General features: G+C 74.3%; 11 protein-coding genes. 4 read left to right on the top strand and 7 right to left on the bottom strand.

Annotated elements, in window-relative coordinates; genetic code table 11:
• Positions 1 to 167: 167 nt before the first annotated feature.
• Positions 168 to 908, top strand: coding sequence for a hypothetical protein (locus tag O7626_RS34700; RefSeq protein WP_278065201.1), 741 nt, complete (start codon positions 168 to 170; stop codon positions 906 to 908).
• Positions 909 to 927: 19 nt separating this feature from the next.
• On the opposite strand, the gene O7626_RS34695 is transcribed toward O7626_RS34700, so the two are convergent.
• Both O7626_RS34695 and O7626_RS34690 read right to left on the bottom strand, forming a co-directional pair.
• Positions 928 to 1716, bottom strand: coding sequence for a PASTA domain-containing protein (locus O7626_RS34695; protein ID WP_278065200.1), 789 nt, complete (start codon positions 1714 to 1716; stop codon positions 928 to 930).
• Positions 1717 to 1899: 183 nt separating this feature from the next.
• Positions 1900 to 2577, bottom strand: coding sequence for a PASTA domain-containing protein (locus tag O7626_RS34690; protein WP_278065199.1), 678 nt, complete (start codon positions 2575 to 2577; stop codon positions 1900 to 1902).
• A 186-nt stretch (positions 2578 to 2763) separates the two neighbouring features.
• Between O7626_RS34690 and O7626_RS34685 the strand changes: the two genes are divergently transcribed.
• A complete protein-coding gene (locus O7626_RS34685) occupies positions 2764 to 4284 on the top strand; it encodes a hypothetical protein (RefSeq protein ID WP_278065198.1) in 1521 nt (506 codons plus the stop codon).
• 117 nt (positions 4285 to 4401) lie between these two features.
• Here O7626_RS34685 and O7626_RS34680 read toward each other — a convergent pair whose 3' ends face one another.
• Complete coding sequence (locus O7626_RS34680; protein ID WP_278065197.1) at positions 4402 to 5880, bottom strand: glutamate--cysteine ligase; 1479 nt, start codon at positions 5878 to 5880, stop codon at positions 4402 to 4404.
• 280 nt (positions 5881 to 6160) lie between these two features.
• Positions 6161 to 6745: a YceI family protein gene (locus tag O7626_RS34675; protein ID WP_278065196.1), complete on the bottom strand. Its 585-nt coding sequence runs from the start codon at positions 6743 to 6745 to the stop codon at positions 6161 to 6163.
• Positions 6746 to 6845: 100 nt separating this feature from the next.
• Here O7626_RS34675 and O7626_RS34670 point away from each other — a divergent pair, with 100 nt between their 5' ends.
• Positions 6846 to 7346 (top strand): MarR family transcriptional regulator, encoded by a 501-nt coding sequence (locus O7626_RS34670; RefSeq protein ID WP_278065195.1) that lies wholly within the window; start codon positions 6846 to 6848, stop codon positions 7344 to 7346.
• Positions 7347 to 7551: 205 nt separating this feature from the next.
• Here O7626_RS34670 and O7626_RS34665 read toward each other — a convergent pair whose 3' ends face one another.
• The 3 genes from O7626_RS34665 to O7626_RS34655 all read right to left on the bottom strand — a co-directional run bounded on the left by O7626_RS34665 (position 7552) and on the right by O7626_RS34655 (position 13267).
• Positions 7552 to 10290, bottom strand: coding sequence for a helix-turn-helix domain-containing protein (locus O7626_RS34665; protein ID WP_278065194.1), 2739 nt, complete (start codon positions 10288 to 10290; stop codon positions 7552 to 7554).
• 84 nt (positions 10291 to 10374) lie between these two features.
• Complete coding sequence (locus O7626_RS34660) at positions 10375 to 12636, bottom strand: MMPL family transporter (protein WP_278065193.1); 2262 nt, start codon at positions 12634 to 12636, stop codon at positions 10375 to 10377.
• A gap of 145 nt (positions 12637 to 12781) precedes the next feature.
• On the bottom strand, positions 12782 to 13267 hold the full coding sequence (locus O7626_RS34655; RefSeq protein ID WP_278065192.1) for a MarR family transcriptional regulator: 486 nt from the start codon (positions 13265 to 13267) through the stop codon (positions 12782 to 12784).
• Between the two features lie 51 nt (positions 13268 to 13318).
• On the opposite strand from O7626_RS34655, the gene O7626_RS34650 reads away from it, so the two are divergent.
• Positions 13319 to 14608: a multidrug effflux MFS transporter gene (locus O7626_RS34650; protein ID WP_278065191.1), complete on the top strand. Its 1290-nt coding sequence runs from the start codon at positions 13319 to 13321 to the stop codon at positions 14606 to 14608.
• The last annotated feature ends 98 nt before the right edge of the window (positions 14609 to 14706 follow it).

The following is a 14706-nucleotide window of genomic DNA, read 5'->3' as shown; positions in this document are numbered from 1 at the left end:
CGGAAGGCCGGGCACCCGGCACCGCATCTGACGAAAGGCCGGCCCCGGGCACCGCATCTGGCGGAAGGCCGGACAACGCGCCCGGCCACCGCAATAGACTGGGAGTGTCCCACCCCACCGCTTTGCCACCCGCGCGTCGTCGAGGGCCCCGATCCTGGGAGCCGCCGATGGCCGTCGAGACCTCCGACCGACACCGGACCACGTGTCGGAACATGCGGGTCAGCGTGCTGCTGATCCTGATCACCGTCGGCCTGCCCGGCTGCGCGAGCGGCACCGGCACCGGCCGGCCGCCCTCGGTACGGCATCCGGCCGCCAATCCCGCGCCGCCGGCCCCTGCCGACCCCGACCCCGACCCCGAGCTCGCCGACCCCGAGCTCGCCGACCCCGCTGACCCGGTCGACCCGGTCGACCCCGCCGGTCACGTCGGTCACGGCGGTCACGGCGGTCACGGCGGTCACGGCGCGGCGGCGCTCGCCGCACCCGGCCGGGCAGCGCCCGCCGCGCCCGGTCCGGCGGCACCCTCCACGCCCGGCCCGACAACCGCCGCGCCCGGCCCGACAACCGCCGCGCCCGACACCGACGGGGAACCACAGGGCTGGCCGGAGTGGCGCGGCCGGACCTGGCACCGGCTGCCTGCCCAGGGCAGCCGGGCGGGGGCGGCCGGCACCCCCGACCCGGCCTCCCGGGCCGGCGACGACCGCGGCGGCGACAACCGGGGCGGCCATCCGGCGCCGACCGGCCCGGCGCCGGAACCGGCCGGGGCCGAGGAACGGCGGGCCGGGCCGGCGCCGCACACCGACGGGCCGCCGCCGGGCTACCGGCGTTCACTCGCGTACTCCGGCCTGCTCGGCCTGGCCATCTCGGCCGTCGGGCTGGTGATGGTCGGCACCCGACGCCGCTACTGGTGACCGGTCGGCGTGCCGGCGGTCAGCCGCCCGGAGTGGGCTGGGTCGGGCCGACCGGACCGGGTTCGGTGGTCGGCGCACCGGTCGGCGGCACGGCGACCACCAGGACGACCTCGGCACCCCGCTCGAGCTCCGTACCCGTCGACGGATCCGTGTCCAGCACGGTCCCCGGCAGCCGGCCCGAGGTCTGCGGCCGGATCCGGGCCACCAGGCCCAGCCGCTCCAACTCGGCCACCGCCTCCTGCTGGGACAGTCCGACGAGCGGAGGCACCAGCACCGGTGCTCCGGCCGTGGCACTCGGGGTCGGCGCCGCGGTGCTGGGCGGCGGGGTGGTCGGCGGGGCGGTGGTCGGCGTCGGTGCCGGGGTGGTCGCCGTCGGGGACGGAGCGGCGGGACCGTCGCGGCCGGCCGAGTCGACGATCCACCATCCGGCGGCCGCCAGGACGCCGAGCAGGATCACCGCCACCGTGCCGATCAGGATCGGCATCCACCAGCGCCGGTCGTCCGGATCCGCGTCGTAGCCCCACTCCGGCTGCGGCTGGCGGGGCGGCTGCACGCCCCGGGGCGGCACTCCGGCCCGGCCCGACCAGGCCGGCTCGCGGGGCGGGATCGGTGCGGTGGCCCCCGGCGTGCCGGGCTGCCGGCTGGTCCCGCCGATCCGGGTGGTGGCGTCGTCCGGACCGGCACCGGTCGGTGCGGCGCCGGGGCCGGGGCCGGGGCCGGGGGGCGGTTGACTCTCGGGTACGTCGGACCCGCCCCGGTCTCCGTCCACCCCTCGGTCGTCCGAGGGCTGTCGTGGGTCGTCGGACATGGCACGTCCTCTCGCCATCGGACCTGACCGGGCGGACCCCGTCAACCTATCCGCCCGGACCTGCCGACCACCAACGTCGCGACCGGGCGTGTCCGCGCCGGCCCGGTGCACGAACCGGACGTCCCCGCTGCTCCGACGCACCAGCTGGGCGGGTCCACCCGTCCGGCGCCGCCAACCCTCGGACTACGGCGTCGGGGTGCCCTCCGGTGCCGGGGCGTCGGAGCAGTACAGCCGGACCCGATCGTTCCAGCGGGCCACCGTCCCGCCGGTCGGGTCCTGGTTGCGCACCGCGCCCCGCTCCCCGGTCGGGTAGCTCGGATAGAGCCCGTCCTCGACCAGCCGGCGCGCGGCCAGGTTGCAGGACTCGCCGACAAGCTCGGGCACCACCACCTCCGGCGCCGCGCCGACCACGGTGAGCCGCACCGTGATGCCCCGCTTCACCGCCGTACCGGCCTTCGGATTGGTACTGGCGACGGTGCGGTCGTCGCCGGCCCGACCGAAGACGAACTGCACGCCGAGACCGAGCCGCCGCAACTCCTCCCGGGCCGCCTCGAAGTCCTTCCCGACCACGTTCGGCAGGGGCATCTGGCCGATCGGCGGCGCAGTGCTGCTCGGCCGGCGGCTGGGCGTACGGGTCGGCGTACTCCGGGGCGGCTTGCTCGTCGCCTCGGCCGTCGGGGTCGGCCCGCCGGCGTCGTACCGGTTGTCCGGGTCGCCTCCGTCACCGGCCAGCAGGTAGCCGCCGAGTGCGCCCACGACGGCGCAGAGGACCAGTCCGACGGCCGCTCCCGCGAACAGACCCGTACGGTTCGAGCCACCGCCGTCGGGGTGCGGGTGTCCCGCCACAGCCTCATCCGTCATGTGCGACCCTGCCTCGCCGTCCGGCGTGCGCAAGTCACGCCGTTGTCCCGTCCGACCCCTGGAAGTGTTGCCCGACAGCATCGGCGGGTCGGCCACCGGAGCGCAACCGACCACGGTACGTGTCGGGCCGGCTGCCGCCGGTTCACGGCTCGCCGTGCACGTCGGATGGACGCTACGCTGCCCCGCATGGCCGCACGAGGCTGGGGAGGATCCGTCGCGACGGCGGTCGGCGTTGCCGCCGGCACCGGCGCCGCTCAACTGGGCTTCGGCTACGGGCTCGGCATCATCGCCTGGCTGCCGCCGGCCGGCGGGTCGAGCGAGGCGGCCTGGGTCGCCAGCCTCACCTGGGCCACCTGGATAGCCGCCACCTCGACCATCGCCGGTGCGGTCTGCGCACACCGGCTCGGCGGCGGGGCGCGACGCTCCACCGGGACGGCCGGCGGTCGACAGCCGGCTCTGGGCGGTCTGCTGTGGCGGGCCGTGCTCGCCGTCTCCGCCGCGGTCGGCGCGCTGGTCACCGTGGTGCTGGTCGCCGTACCCGCACGGGCGGCGGTGCGTGCCGACACGTCCGCTCCGCAGACCGTGGCCGCCGGTTATGCGGTGCTCGGCGTACTGCTCGGGCTGGTCGCGGCGATCTGGGCGATCTCGTCACCGGCGGTCGCCGGCAACGTCCTCGGTACGGTCTGCTGGCTCTGGGCGCTGGCGTTGATCTCGGTCGTCGACGGCGTACTCTCGGGGCGCGGGTTGGCCGCGGCTCAGCTCGGCGTCTGGCAGTTGACCTCGGACGGCGAACGTTTCTGGTTCCGCGAGTACTTCTACTGGCCCGGTGCCGCCCTGTCACTCGGTTCGGCGCTGCTGATCGGCGCGCTCGTCGCCCGCTCGGCGGCCCGCCGGCCGGCGACCCGGGTCGGCGCCGTCGTCTCCGGCATCGCCGGGCCGCTGCTGGTGGCCGTCGCCTACTTCGTCGCCGCGCCCCGGCTGGTGGGCATCCGCCCCGAGCAGGTGTCGGCGCACCTGATGGCGCCGTACGCGGTGGTGGCCGGACTCGCCGGGTCGGCGCTGGTGGCGGCACTGGCGCAGCGGGCGGAGACGATGGCCGCAGAGCCGGACGCCGCCGCCCCGGGTTCCGGGCCCGGTGCCGCACCCGGGACCGGTCCCGCGTCCGGCACCGACTCGGCGCCCGAGGCCGGTCCCCGGCCGTCCGGCGCTCGCCCGGACACGCCGCCGGACGTCGACCCGGACATCGACCTGGCCACCGAGCCGGCCACCGACCCGGGTGCCGAGCCGACCGGCCTGGCGAGGCGGTCCGCCCGGCTGCCCGGCCAGCCGACCGGACCGGTCCGGCGCGGCACCGACGAGACGCGGGCCTCCCGCCACCGCCGCCGCGCCGCCGCCATCAACGACGACGGCCAGGATCCCGGGTCGGACGGCGGGTCCACCCCGCCCACCGCCGAGCCGGCCGCCACCGGCGGCGGGCCGGAGACCAACGCCGGCAGGCCGGAGACCAGCACCGGCAAGTCGGAGACCAGCACCGCCGGCAGGCCGGAGAGCAGCGCCGGCAAGCCGGAGACCGGTGACGCCGAGCAGCCGACCTCGGCCGTTACCGCCGGTGCGTCGACCTCGACCGGGTCGGCGGAGACGACCGAGCCGGGCGGCGAGGGCGGTACGAAGGGCAGGCTCGGCAGGTTCGGCCGCCGTTCCCGCTGAACGCTCCCACCGAACGCTCCCGCTCACCCGACCCGACCCGACCCGACCCGCCCCGGGCTCAGGGCTCAGGGCTCAGGGCTCAGGGCTCAGGCTCGCGTCGTCGGACGGGTGGGCGGGTCAGTCGATCGGCCAGGTGTGCACGGGTTCGTCGGTCCGCTGGAGTTCGCCGTACCGGTGCAGCATGTGGTGCAGGGCCTCGGAGCGGTCCATCCCCCGGCCGCGTTCGGCGGCCTGCACCGCCTCCACCTGCCAGACCGCGCCGTTGCGCCTGGTACGGCAGCGCTGCTCGATGATCCCGAGCAGCTGATCCCGGTGCTCGGCGCCGACACCGAACCGGTCCAGCCCGGCGGCCGCCCTCGGCAGGAGTACGTCGAGCACCAGCTCGGTCACCTTCGCCTCGCCGAGCCTGGGCCAGGTGACCACCGCGTCGATGCCCCGTCGGGCGGCGGCGTGGAAGTTCTCCTCGGCCGCGCTGAAGGTCAGTTGGCTCCAGATCGGCCGGTCGCCCTCGGCCAGGTCCCGGGCGAGGCCGAAGTAGAAGGCGGCGTTGGCCAGCATGTCGATCACGGTCGGGCCGGCCGGGAGTACCCGGTTCTCCACCCGCAGGTGCGGGCGGCCGTTCATGATGTCGTAGACCGGCCGGTTCCACCGGTAGACGGTGCCGTTGTGCAGCCGCAGCTCGGGCAGCCGGGGGATGCCGCCGTTGTGCAGCACCTCGACCGGGTCCTCGTCGTCGCAGATCGGCAGCAGCGGCGGGAAGTAGCGGACGTTCTCCTCGAACAGGTCGAAGATCGAGGTGATCCACCGCTCGCCGAACCAGACCCGGGGGCGTACCCCCTGGGCCTTGAGCTCGTCGGGGCGGGTGTCGGTGGCCTGCTCGAAGAGGGCGACCCGGGTCTCCGCCCAGAGCTGCCGGCCGTGCAGGAACGGCGAGTTGGCGCCGAGCGCGACCTGGATCCCGGAGATGGCCTGGGAGGCGTTCCAGTAGTCGGCGAAGCTGTCCGGCGCCACCTGGAGGTGGAACTGGAGGCTGGTGCAGGCGGCCTCGGAGACGATCGAGTCGGTGTGCGTCTGCAACCGCTCGACGCCCCGGATGTCCAGCTCGATGTCCTCGCCCCGGGCGGCGACGATCTGGTCGTTGAGCACCTGGTAGCGCTCGTTGCTGGAGAGGTTGTCCCGGACCAGGTGCCGGGGGGTGAGGGTGGGAAGGATGCCGATCAGGATGATGTTGGCGTCGGACTTGACCGCCAGTTCCTCCGCGCGGCCGAGACTGGCCCGCAGGTCCTGCTGGTAGTCGGCGAAGCCGGCGCCCTCGATCAGCCGGGGCCGGGCGTTCAGTTCGAGGTTGAACTGGCCCAGCTCGCTCTGGAAACTGGGGTCGGCGAGGTTGTCCAGCACCTCCGCGTTGCGCATCGCCGGTTCGGCGTTCGCGTCCACCAGGTTCAGCTCGATCTCCAGGCCGGTGGTCGGCCGGTCGGCGTCGAAGCCGAAGTCGTCCAGCATGAGCGCGAAGACGTCCAGACACCGGCGTACCTTTTGCCGGTAGCGGATCCGGTCCTCCCGGGTGAAGGGGACCTCCGACACGTCCTGGCCCATCGACCCTCCCGCCGCGAGGCGCTGTCTGCGCAGTCCAGAGGCCTTTGCCCCGGGAAGCGCGTTCGAATCACTACCGTAGGAGCGCCGTGCGCCGATGGCCAGAACCACAGCGCCCGCCACCTCAGCGTGAGCGGACAGCGGCGCTGCGTCCACCCTCGCACACGATCGGACCACCTCTTCCACCGGGCGCATTACCCAAAGAGGCGCCCCGGTCACCATCTGATCGGCAACCGGGGCATCCAGGTCTCGGATCCGACCGCGCCGGCCGGGGTACCGGGCGTCAGGCCTGGCGGATGGCCTCGCCCTCGATCTCGATCTTGATCTTCTTGCCGACCAGCACGCCGCCGGTCTCCAGCGCCACGTTCCAGGTCAGCCCGAAGTCCTCGCGGTCGATCTCGGTGCTCGCGGTGAAGCCGAAGATGTCCTGGCCGAACGGGCTGCGTCCGGCACCCTCGAACTCGACCTCCAGGTCGACCTGCTTGGTGACGTCCTTGATCGTCAGGTCACCGGTGAGCACGAACTCGTTGCCGCTGTGCGACTTGACCCCGGTGCTGCGGAACTCCAGGGTCGGGTACTTCTCCGACTCCAGGAAGTCGCCGCTGCGCAGGTGGTTGTCCCGGTCGTCGGCGCCGGTGTCGATGCTGGCGGCCTGGATGGTCGCGGTCACCGCGGACTCCAGCGGGTCCTCGCCGACGGTGATCGTCGCCTCCGCATCGCGGAACTGGCCGCGGACCTTGCTCACCATCATGTGCCGGGCCACGAAACCGACGCGCTTGTGCGCCTGGTCGAGCAGGTAGGTGCCGGCGGTGGGGATGGTCAGCCCTTCCCAGGTACGGGTGGTGGCGGGCTCGGCGCTGCTGGTCATGGTGATGCCTTCCCAGGAGATAGGTTGTGTGACCGATGACTGACAGAGCAACTATAGTCACAGCAATATTCCCGGTGTCAACTACTGCTACGATGGCCTCGTGACCGAGAACCTGCACGACGACGCCCGGATCACGGCCGTGGGCCTGGTCATGGAGGTGTACGCCGGGCTCGCCGCCAGATTTGCCGCACAGTTCGAGGAGCACGGGCTGTCGACTGTCGAGTTCGAGGTCCTGATGCGGCTCGCCCGCTCGCCCGAGCACCAGCTCCGGATGACCGACCTGGCCGCCCAGACCTCTCTCTCGACCAGCGGCGTCACCCGGGTCGTCGACCGGATGGAGCGGGACGGCCTGCTCCGCCGCCGCGCCTGCCCCTCCGACCGGCGCAGCGCGTACGCGGTGGTGACGGAGTCCGGGATGGCCCGCCTGGCGGAGACGCTTCCCGGCCACGTCCAACTGATCCAGGACTGGTTCATCGGTCAGCTCGAACCGGCCCAACTGGCGGGCCTGCTCGACTCGCTGCGGATCGTCCGGGACGCTGTCCATCCCGGTGCCACCGCCGGCAGCGTCGGCACCGCCGCCGAGGCGACCACCGCCTGCTGAGCCGGCGCCGGCGGGTCGACGGCCGGCCCCGATGCTGACTTATGCCCCGGATGGGACGTCTGGCATCGGCATGCCCACCGGCAGAAAGACCGGCAGAAGTCACGTGCATATCGTCGCTTCACCCATCAAACACACAAAACGGGCAAGCAAAGCTGGTTAGTCTTCTGGCAGCCGGGGGGCTCTGGGGACGTGGCGCGGGCGGGGATCAGTGAGGGCTCTGTCGGGGGGCTGTCTCGCTCGCGCCACGGCCCCAAGGTGGCTCGCCACGGCCCCGAGATGGCTCCTCGTCCGTCAGGCCGGCCAGGGCGCGTTCCCGGGGCAGCAGGACGATCCCGCCCTCCCGGCACACCTGGTGCAGGCGCCTGACCGCCGTCGCCCGCGCCGCCGGATCATCACTGCTGGCCACCAACCCGACCAGCGCCTCCGCCACGTCCCGCAGGTCCCGGGAGCCCTCACAGGCCCGCACGGCCGCCGCGTACCACTCGGCCGCCCACTCCCGGTCACCCCGCTGCATCGCCAGGTTCGCCTCGATCAGCGCACAGATACCGTCGTCCCGGGGCGGGATCTCGTCCGGCCGGGAGGGCTCGGACTCCAACTCCGCCGGGCCGGCCTCGCCCACCTTCCGAGCCCGCAACTCGGCGAGTACCACCGCCGCCTCGTCGAGCCGCCCGTCCTGGCTCAGGGCCAGACCGACGGTGCCGAGCGCCCGCCTGCGGTGCCCGGGGTCGCCGAGGTCGGCCAGGGCGGCCACCACCCGCCGACCCTGCCGGACCGCGTCCACGTACCGGCTCTCCAGGCGGGCCACCTCGGCCAGGTTGGCCCGGGCCAGCACCCGGAGCCGCTCCTCACCGCACTCCCCGGCGAGCCGGTCCACCGCGGCCAGCCGGCGCCGGGCGGCACCCAGGTCACCGACCCGGATCTCGTGCCAGGTCAGGTTGTTCTGCGCCACCGCCATCTCCCGGATCCGGCCGGTGCGGGTGGCCAGCTCCAGCGCCGCCTCGCCGTGCCGCCGCGCCTCGTCGTGCCCGCCGAGCGCGGTCCACACCCCGCAGAGCACGTTCCGGGCCGCCAGCTCACCGGAGACGTCGGCGAGCCGCCGGAAGGTCTCCACCGCCGCCTCGACGGTCGGCAACTCCTGCGGTCCGGCGCCGTGCTCCAGGGCGAGCTGCGCGACGCCGACCTGTGCCCAGGCGCGGGCCGCCGGATCGGCGTCGGCGGTACGCGGATCGTCCAGCAGTCGGCGCAGCCACTGCCGGCCGGCCACGTCCCGCCCCCGGTAGCGCCACCAGCGGGCCAGGTTCCCGGCCAGCCACAACGCGGTGTGCGGATCGTCGTTCGCCGAGTACGCGAGCGCGGTCCACAGGTCACCGGCCACCTCGTCGAGCCGGCCGACCGCCTCGACGAGCCGGGCGCCGGCCAGATCCGGTGCCACCCGGGCGGCCAGCCCGGCGAAGACCGAGGCGTGCCGACGCCGGATCGCGGCCAGTTCGCCACTGGCGGCAGCACGTTCGGCGGCGAAGTCCCGCACCACGTCCAGCACCCGGAAGCGCAGCGGGCCGGTACCCCGGGAGCCGATCAGCCCGTGTGCCAGCAGGCGGTCCAGCAGCCGAACCGGGTCGACCGGCCAGCCGGTCCGGTCGTCGGCATCCTCCGCCAGCCGCCCCGGAGTGCCCGGCGAGACCGACCGGCCGGGTCCGACCGGCGTGCCCGGCGGCGTCGGTTCGGGGCCCACAGAACCGCCGGGCGGGGCCGGGTCGGGGGCGAGCATCGCCTCGGCCAACTCCACCGACCAGCGGTTGCGCAACACCGAGAGGCGGCGCAGAGCGGCCCGCTCGTCGGCGTCGAGCAGCCGGTAGCTCGCCGCCACCGCGTCCCGCAGGGTCACCACCGCCTCACCGGCCACCGGCGGCGTGCCGAGGTCGAGCAGGCGGTTGCCGTACCGGTCGAGCAGCTCGTTCAAGTTGAGCACCCGGCCGTGCGCGGCGGCGAGTTCGATGGCGAGGGGGAGTCCGCCGAGCCGGCGTACCAGCTCGACGAGCGCGGCCACCTCGTCGGGGTGCGGCGGTTCGCGACCGATCTGGCGCAGCCGGGCGAGCAGCAGCGCCACGGCCGGATAGTCCGCCGCCACCGCCAGGTCTGCCGGGGCGTCGGCGGGCGGCACCTCCAGCGGGGTGACCGGCCGGACCCGTTCGCCGGCGAGCCCGACCGGGTGCCGACCGGTGGTCAGCACCCGCAGCGTCGGCGCGATCTCGGCGAGCCGGGCCAGCGCCTCGGCTGCCGCCCCGGGCGCCCGTTCGACGGCGTCCACCAGCAGCAGCGAGGGTGCGTCCGAGAACCGGCCGGCGAGGTCGCTGGCCCGGCCGACGCCGAACACCGTGGCGACGACGGAGAGCACGTCGCCCACGGTGGAATTCTCGATCATCACGATCCCGCCGGTGCCGCCGGGAAAGTCGTCGGTGACCTCCCGGGCGACCTTGAGGGCCAGGCCGGTCTTGCCGACTCCGGCGAGGCCGACCAGGCTGACCACGCCGCGCGCCACCCGGGGCTGCTCGGTCAACATCGCCGCCAGGTCCGCCACGTCCCGGTCCTGCCCGATCAGCTCACCCGGCTCGGGCAGGCCTAAGCCGCGCGGCGGCAGGCGTCGGGGTGGCGTGCCGGTGCCGGTGCCGGTGCCGAACTCCACCGCCGGGCCGGCCTGGCCCCGGGCCAGCGCGACGAAGTCGGCCCGGTCCTGACCGGCCAGGCCGAGCGCGGCGGCGAGCAGCTCGATCGTCGTCCGCTGCGGCCGGGACGCCCGGCCCCGTTCGAGGTCACGGACCGTCCGGATCCCCACGGCGGCCCGTTCGGCGAGTTCGGCCTGGGTCAGCCCGGCCGCCAGCCGGCACCGGCGGAGCAACTCGGCGAAGCCACCCGGAACCCGGTCAGCGCCATGATCCGGAGTCATGGGCAGGAAGACTACGCAGGCCCGAGGAACCCTCACATAGATACGTCGCGCTACCGACGGAAGAGGACACAGATATCCGACAGATCACTGATGACCGATTCCGGCCGGTGACGGATCCCTCACGCCGGGCGCCTCCGGGCTGGCCGCTCCGGCGTCTCCGGAGTACCTCTGGTGCAGCCGGCGCAGCGGGGCCGGCGCCCACCAGTTCCACTCGCCGAGCAGGCTCATCAGCGCCGGCATCAGCAGCCCGCGTACCACGGTGACGTCGAGGAACACGGCCACCGCCATGCCGAAGCCGATCTCCTTGACGGCGGTCAGGTCGCCGAGCAGGAACCCGAGGAAGACGATGGTGATGCAGACCGCCGCCGAGGTCACCACCGGACCGGTCCGGACGATCCCGGCCAGTACGGCGCGCTGCCCGGCCCGGGTCCGGGCGGCCGGGGTATGCAGTCCGGACCAGCGCCGCCACTCCTCGCGGATCCGGGCCAGCAGGAACACCTCGTAGTCCATCGACAACCCGAAGACGAACACGAACAGCAGCACCGGGGTGGTCAGGTCGATCCCACCCCAGGACTCCACGCCGAGCAGTCCGGCGCCCACCCCCCACTGGAAGACCACCACCAGTACGCCGAGGGTGGCGAGCAGGGTCAGCACGTTCATCACCAGTGCCTTCACCGGGATCACCAGCGAGCCGGTGAGCACGAAGAGCAGCCCGCCGGTGACCAGCAGCAGCACGAGCAGGGCGTACGGCAGCCGTTGCGCGACCGAGTCGCGGTAGTCGACCACCTCGGCGGCCGGCCCGCCGACCAGCACTGGCAGGGGCTGGTCGAGGGCGCGGACGGCGCGGACCAGTTCCCGGGACTCGGGGCCGCCGGTCGCGCCCCGGGGCGTCAGGTCGATCACCAGCGCCGCACCGGGTACGTCGGGGCGGGGTTGCATCCGGATCACCTGTGGCAGGGTGTTGAGCCGGTTCATCAGGTCCCGCACCTCGGCGCTGGCCGGGTCGGCCGCGACCACCAGGCTGACCGGGTCGGCCCGGCCCGCCTCGAAGTCGCGCAGCAGCACGTCGTGCACCTGCCGGGCCTCCGTCGAGCGGGGCAGCGCCCGGGCGTCGGAGTTGGCCAGGTTGGCGCCGGCCAGGAAGGGCAGGGCGAGCAGCAGCAGCCCGGCGGTGACGCCGAACGCCACCGGGCCGGGCCGGCTCTGCGCGTACCCGGCGAGCCGGCCGAGCAGGCCGGGGCGGGCGTCCGGGGTATCCGGCCGGGAGCCGGCGGTGCCGCGGACCGGGCGGGCGGCGGCGGCCAGCGCCCGGCGCACCCAGGTCCGGGCGCCGGGTGCCGGGATGTGCCGGTGGGTTACGGCGACCAGCGCCGGCAGCAGGGTCAGCCCGGCGAGGGTGGCCAGGGTGACCGCCAGCGCGCCGCCGAGCGCCATCGCGGCGAGCAGCGGTTCGGCGAAGGCGTGCAGCCCGACCATCGAGGCCGCGACCGCCAGGCCGGAGATCAGCACGGTACGCCCGGCGGTCGCCATCGTCCGGGCCAGCGCCTCGACCGGATCGCCCTGCTCCGGCCCGTCCCCGCGTTCCTCGCGGAACCGGGCGACCAGCAGCAGCGCGTAGTCCACGGTCAGGCCGATGCCGAGCAGGGTGACCACGTTGACGGTGAACTCGCCGACTCCGGTGACGGCGGTCAGGCCGTAGAGGCCGAGCAGGGTCACCGCGACGGCGGCGAGCGCGGCGAGCAGCGGAAGCACCCCGGCCAGCAGGCCGCCGAGGATCACCACAAGCGCCACCAGGAGTACGCCGAGCGCGATCGACTCGCCGACGGCCGCGTCGGAGACCGCCTGCTCGGCGAAGGCGCGCTCGGCCAGTTCGTCGCCGCCGACCAGCACCTGCGGCGCGTCGATCCCGCGCAGCAGGGCGACGACCCGGTCCTCGGCCGCCTCCCGCTCGGCGGTGGGCAGTCCGTCGACCAGTTCGACCCGGACCAGGGTGCTCCGGTTGTCGGCGCCGATCCGGCCGCCCGCCGCGTTGTAGAGGTCCTCGACCTCCCTGACCCCGGGTACGGCCCGCAGCTCGGCGCGTACCTGGTCGACGCTGGCCACCAGCGCCGGGTTGTACGGGTCCCGGTCCCGGACGATCGCGACCACGGTCGGGCCCTCGGGGAGGAGTTCGGCGATCCGGCGGTCGGCCCGCTGCGACTCGGCGTCCGGGCGGAGGTTGTCGGTGTCGTCGAGCCGGTCGAAGACCTGCCCGCCGAGGGTGGCCCCGGCGAGCACCAGTCCCAGCCAGCCGACGAGTACCGCCCAGCGCCACCGCCACAGCGACCGCCCGAACGCAGCGAACATCCCTCGAACCTCCCCCCGGCACGACCGTCTACGGTCGCCCTCGGCGCACATGCAAACACCCTGAGCAGTCGATCGTCAGCCCCTAACCGGTCAGAATCGACCGTCCGGTGTGCCGGGTCGCCGTGGTCTGCTCCGGATCGGGTGCTCAGCTCCGTTCGGTGGCGCGGCGGATCCGGAGGCGTTCGGCGAGCGCGCCGAGTGCCGGGGCGGCGTCGGCCAGCTCGGCCCGCTGCTCGTCGGTGATCTCGGCCAGCGCGGCGGCGAAGAGCCGGGCCCAGGCGTCCTCGATCCGGGCCGAGCCGTGCGCGGCGTCCACTGTCGCGTGCAGGCGTACGGCCCGCCGGTCGTTCGGGTCGGGCTCGCGGCGCAGCAGGTCGCGGGCCACAAGTGCCCGGACGGTCGCGCTGACGTTGCTGGCGTGCAGCCCGAGGTCGCGGGCGAGAGTGCTCACCGAGACCCCGGGGGTGTCGGCGACGTACCGCAGCACTTCCAGCTCGGAGGGCGGCAGCTGGCCGAGCCCCGACTCGTCGGTGCCCTGCATCCGCAGCACCCGGCTCAGTTGGTACAGAACCGGTACGAGTGTCCTCGCCTGCCGCAGCACCGTCTCGTCCGCCACGGTCACTCGTTTCACTTCACGAGGATAACGCTAGACATAGTTATATAGGTATAGTAACTTGCCGGCGTGACTTCCGCCCCCTCGCGAAGCGAAGAGTCCAGCCCGCCGTCGCCGCCCGCACAGCCCGCCACACCGCCTACCCGGTCCCGCCGGCTGCTGCTGCCCGCCCTGGTGCTGCTGGCCTTCGTGCCACCGATGGGCATCGACATGTACCTGCCGGCCTTCCCCCGGATGGCCGACGAGTTCCGCACCGACCCCGCCGGCATCCAGCTCACCCTCACCGCGTTCGTGGTCGGGCTGGCCCTCGGACAGCTCGTGCTCGGCCCGCTCTCCGACCGGTACGGCCGCCGGCCGCTGATCCTGGCCGGCACGGCGGTCTGCGCGGCCTCCGCCGCCGCCTGTGCCTTCGCGCCGACCCTGGGCGCGCTGACCGCCCTGCGTCTCGTGATGGGCTTCAGCGCGGCGGCCGGCGTGGTGGTGGGCCGGGCGGTCATCTCCGACACCGCCCAGGGTCCGGCCGCCGCCCGGATGTTCGGCATCCTGATGGCGCTCAGCGGGATCGCCCCGATCACCGCCCCGCTGATCGGCGGCGTGGTGACGAGTGCGGCCGGCTGGCGGGCCGTCTGGGTCACCCTCGCCGCCGGGCTGCTGGTCACCCTGCTGGTCGCGCTTGTCGGCGTACCCGAGAGTCTGCCGCCGGAGCGCCGGCATGCCGGCGGACTCCGCGCCACCCTGGCCACCGCCCGGTCGGTGCTGGCCGACCGGGTCTACCTCGGCTACACGTTCACGTTCGGCTTCGGGTTCGCGGCCCTGTTCTGCTACATCGCCGCGTCACCCTTCTTCCTCCAGTACGTGCTGGGGCTCTCCGTGCGGCAGGCCGCCGTCGCCTTCGCCGCCGGTGCGCTGCTCTCCACCCTGAGCGGCGCGGTAAACGCCCGCCTGGTCGGCCGGGGCGCCCGGCCGGCGCTGCTGCTCCGGATCGGCCTGGCCGTCATGCTGGCCACCACCGCCGGCCTGCTCGCCGTCACCCTGGCCGGTCAGCTCGGCCGGGCCACGGCGGTCCCGCTGCTGCTCTTCTTCGTCGGGCTCGGCATGTTCATGGGGAACGCCGCCGCGCTGGCGATCCAGCGGGTGCCGAAGGCGGCCGGCAGCGGATCGGCGGTGCTCGGCACCCTGCAAGGGGTGCTCGCCGCGGTGGCGGCGCCGCTGATGGGACTCGGCGGCCGGGACAACGCCGTGGCGCTGCTGCTGGGCATGACCTTCTGCGTCGCGGTCGCCTGCCTGGCGCTGCTGCTCACCCGGGAGGGCGGCCGACGTCCGGTCATCGGCGCCGAGGGACAACCACTTCCGGACTGACACCACTAGGTCATCATGATGACCTGGTGGTATCCCGCTCGTCGGGCATATCCGGCCGGGGCCGCCGTCAGCACCGCCGGCCGACCTGGCGGTCTGGT

The sequence above is a fragment of the Micromonospora sp. WMMD1102 genome, assembly GCF_029626265.1.
Classification (GTDB): Bacteria; Actinomycetota; Actinomycetes; order Mycobacteriales; family Micromonosporaceae; genus Plantactinospora.
The sequence above is the reverse complement of the archived record's forward strand: the minus strand, read 5'-3'. Positions and strand labels throughout refer to the sequence as shown.